This is a genomic window from Streptomyces sp. NPDC047525, assembly GCF_040643025.1.
Taxonomy (GTDB): domain Bacteria; phylum Actinomycetota; class Actinomycetes; order Streptomycetales; family Streptomycetaceae; genus Streptomyces; species Streptomyces durmitorensis.
The window spans coordinates 1-2,783 of record NZ_JBEYTL010000049.1 but is presented as its reverse complement, the minus strand read 5'-3'; the positions used below and the strand labels follow the sequence as shown (position 1 = coordinate 2,783).

Below are 2,783 nucleotides of genomic sequence, written 5' to 3'. Positions count from 1 at the left end.
GGAGCGGGAGCTGGGTGGCCGGGTGCAGGTCGCGGCGGTGAACGGGCCGCGCGCGGTGGTCGTCTCCGGCGAGGGCGAGGCCCTCGATGTGGTGGCCCGGGCCTTTGAGGAACAGGGGCGGCGGGTGCGGCGGCTGCGGGTCTCGCACGCCTTCCACTCCCACCTGATGGAACCCATGCTCGCCGAGTTCGGTGAGATCGCCGCGCAGCTCACCTACCACGCGCCCACGCTGCCGGTCATCTCCAACGTGAGCGGGCAGCTGGCCACCGCCGCCGAACTGACCGACCCCGGCTACTGGGTACGCCAGGTGCGCGGCACCGTCCGGTTCCACCAGGGCATCACCACCCTGGCCGCCGCGGGGGTGCGCACCTTCGCCGAGATCGGGCCGCGCGGCGTGCTGACCGCGATGGTCACCGACTGCCTGCCCCCGGACATCGCCGACAGCACCGTATGCGTGGCCCTCTCCCGGACCGGACGGCCCGAGACCACCACCCTGGTCCAGGCCCTGGCCCGCCTGTGGACCACCGGCACCCACCTCGACTGGCACACCCTCACCCCCGCCCCCACCAACCAGAACACCAACACCAACACCAACACCAACACCGACACCGACACCACCCTCCAACTCCCCACCTACGCCTTCGACCGCCACCCGTACTGGCTGGACCGCACCTCGCAGACGGGCAACGGCGACCTGAGCCGGGTCGGGCTGACCACGCTCGACCACGGTCTGCTCGCCGCGTCCGTCGAGGTCGCCGGTGACGGTCCGGTGGTGCTGTCGGGCCGTATCTCCACTGCCACGCATCCGTGGCTGGCCGACCATGCGGTGGCCGGGACGGTGATCGTGCCCGGAACGGCGTTCGTCGATCTGGCGATCCGTGCCGGTGACCAGGTGGGCTGCGCGCTGGTCGAGGAACTCCTGATCCAGCAGCCGCTGGTCCTGCCCGACGGCAGTGCGGCCGAGGTCCAGGTGGTCGTGGACCCGGCCGGCGACGACGGCCGCCGCACCGCTGCCGTGCTGTCCCGCGCGCAGGGCGCAGGCGGGGTGTGGATCCGGCACGCCCAGATCACCCTCGCCCCGGACCGGGTGGGAGCCGATGACGCCGATCTCGCACAGCTCTCCGGGGCCTGGCCGCCGGCCGGTTCGGTCGCGGTCCCGGTCGAGACTCTGTACGCCGATCTCGCCGAGCGCGGCTACCACTACGGCCCCGTCTTCCAGGGCCTGAAGTCGGTGTGGCGTTCGGCCGACCCCGAGGTGCTGTTCGCCGAGGTCACCCTGCCCGAACACGCCCAGGAGGACGCCGCCCGCTTCGGCCTGCACCCCGCCCTGCTGGACGCCGCCCTGCACGCCCTGCAGCTGCACCCCGCATTCCCCCAGGACGGCACCTGGCTCCCCTTCGCCTGGAACCACGTCACCCTCCACGCCACCAACGCCACCACCCTCCACGTCACCCTCCACATCACCCCCGACAACACCATCCAGCTCACCGCCACCGACCCCACCAACACCCCGGTGGTGCAGATCGGCACCCTCAACATCCGCCCCGCCGACACCACACAGTTCGCCACGAGCACTCTCAACACCAACGGGCTCTACGCTTTGGAGTGGATGCCGGTCGCCGAAAGCACCGCCACCCCCCTCACCTCGGTCGCCGTCCTGGGCGAAGCCCCCTTCCCTCTCCCCCAGGCCACCGCATACACCGACACCGCCGCCCTGCTCGCCTGGCTCGACGCCGGCAACCCGGCACCGCAATGCGCCATCGTCAGCCTCACCACCCCCGACATCGCCGAGGCCGACGTCCTGGCCGCCACCCACCAGCACGCCGAACACCTACTGCTGACCGTCCAGGCCTGGCTAGCCGACGAACGCCTCGAAGACACCCCCCTCATCGTCCACACCCGACGCGCGATCACCACGACACCCACCCCCCACGCCCCCGGCGTCACCGACCTCCCCGCCTCCATCGCGTGGGGACTCATCCGCACCGCCCAGACCGAACACCCCGACCGCTTCATACTCCTCGACACCGACACCGACACCCCCGGCACCGGGACCGACACCGACTGGACAGCCGTCCTCGCCCACGCCGCATCCGGATTCGAACCCCAACTTGCCCACCACGACGGCACGTTGCTCGCAGCCCGGCTCGTGCGCGGGGTCGACGGCCGGCAGATCGCAGGGGTCGGCGGATTCGGCGCCGGCACGGACTGGCGTGTCGACGTCACCGGCAACGGCGGCACGTTCGACGACGTGGGCAAGACGGAGAACCCGCGCGCCACCCGGCCGCTTGAGGAGGGTGAGATACGGCTCCAGGTCCGCGCCGCCGGCCTCAACTTCTATGACGTCGCGGTGGCCCTCGGCCTCGCGCCCTCGAACGAAGGCCTGGGAACGGAGGGTGCGGGTGTGGTCGTGGAGACGGGGCCCGGTGTCACCCGCTTCGCCGTCGGTGACCGGGTGTTCGGCGGCTTCCCCTCCGCCTTCGCCCCGCTCACCATCGCCGACGAGCGCACCCTGGCTCCGATGCCCGAGGGCGTCTCCTTCCAGGAGGCCGCGACGATCCCGACCGTCTTCCTGACGGCGTATTACGGGTTGCGGGACCTGGCGGGTCTCCAGCCCGGCGAGCGCGTCCTGATCCACGCCGCGGCCGGCGGCGTGGGCATGGCCGCCGTACAACTGGCCCGCCTGCGGGGCGCCGACATCTACGCCACCGCCAGCCCCGCCAAATGGCCCACCCTGCACGCCATGGGCATCGACGACGACCACATCGCCAACTCCCGCACCC

1 protein-coding gene is annotated in these 2,783 nt (G+C 71.9%); it reads left to right on the top strand.

What is annotated here, in order from left to right; genetic code table 11:
- The coding region (locus ABZ833_RS45545; RefSeq protein ID WP_361060011.1) for a polyketide synthase dehydratase domain-containing protein at positions 1-2,783 on the top strand (2,783 nt) is incomplete at both ends.